The organism is Kitasatospora sp. NPDC054795, from assembly GCF_053611565.1.
Map to the genome: position 1 here is coordinate 1 of NZ_JBSHAP010000307.1, position 1,258 is coordinate 1,258.

The 1,258-nt window shown below is 66.4% G+C and carries 2 protein-coding genes; both read right to left on the minus strand.

The features are described 5' to 3' along the window. Window positions 1-926 (minus strand): IS3 family transposase (locus ACWGJO_RS41635; RefSeq protein WP_452190976.1); only part of this gene is annotated, 926 nt, incomplete at its 3' end. Further along, window positions 853-1,258 (minus strand): transposase (locus ACWGJO_RS41640; protein WP_452190977.1); only part of this gene is annotated, 406 nt, incomplete at its 5' end. The genes ACWGJO_RS41640 and ACWGJO_RS41635, both read right to left, overlap by 74 nt.

Consider the following 1,258-nt stretch of genomic DNA (forward strand, 5'->3'; position numbering starts at 1 on the left):
CGCCTGGTGGAACGGAAGTCCACTCGCACCGACGCGCACTTCCCATCTCGCAGCCCTCGACCTCGCCGCGTGAGATCAATTGGGCAACAGGGTCCTTCGATGAAGCGGAAGACGTCGGCTCGGGCCGCTTCGCGGCTCTCCCAGACGGTGGTGCCGATCTCCGCTTTGAGCAGTCCGAAAAAGCTCTCGGCTGCGGCGTTATCGTAGCATATGCCGGTTCGCCCCATGCTCTGTCGTAGGTTCAACTTCCTTATCTCCCGCCGGAATTCACCACTCGTGTATTCGCTGCCGCGATCGGTGTGCATGATGCAGCCGGACTTCAGGTCGCCGCGGCCGGCGGCCATCTTCATGGCGTCGGTGACCAGCTCGGCGCGGTGGTGGTCGGCCATCGCGTAGCCGATCACCTCGCGGGTCGCCAGGTCGATGACGGTGGCCAGATACCACCAGCCCTCGATCGTCGGCAGGTACGTGATGTCGCCGACCAGCTTCGTGCCGGGCCGCTCGGCGGTGAAGTCTCGGCCGACCAGGTCCGGGGCCGGGGTGGCCTTGGTGTCCTGCTTCGTCAGGTGGCGGCGTCTGCGGCGGGTGACGCCTCGGATGTCGCGCTCACGCATGATCCGCTCCACCTTCTTCCGGTTGATGCCGTGGCCCTTGCGCCGTAGCTCGGCGTGCACGCGCGGGGCGCCGTAGGCGCCCCGGGCAAGGCCGCGCGAAATCGACTCCCGTTCGGCAAGCGTCAGTTGACTGTCCCGCCGCTGCCGGACCGGCGGAACGTAGCCGCCGTTGGACTTGATAATCGTGAAGATCGAGCCCGGCGGCCTGCCCAGCGCCCGCGAGATCTCGCTGATCGACTCACCGGCCTTCCAGCGGTCCCACAACTCGCGCTTCTGCGTGTCCGACATGCCCGGACGCCCCAACCTCGCCATGCGCCACATCCTCCATCACCTGGGATGTTGCGCTGACGGGTTGAGTGCACCGCGGCTTTTTCAAGATCTCGATGGTCTGCTGCTGTTCCCGGTTCTGCCTACGCAGTCGTGCGAGCTCGTCCTTCTCATCGCTGGTCAAAGCGCCCACCGGCCCCTCACCCCGGTCGACCTTCGCCTGCTTGACCCAGCCGCGCAGCCCCTCGGGGCTCACGCCGAGTTCCCGGGCGATCTCGGTGACGTTCCGATGCGGCGAAGACCGGACGAGCGCGATCGCGTCCCGCTTGAACTCGGCCGTGTACCGCTTGCTCATGTTGCTCTTGCCACTCACGATC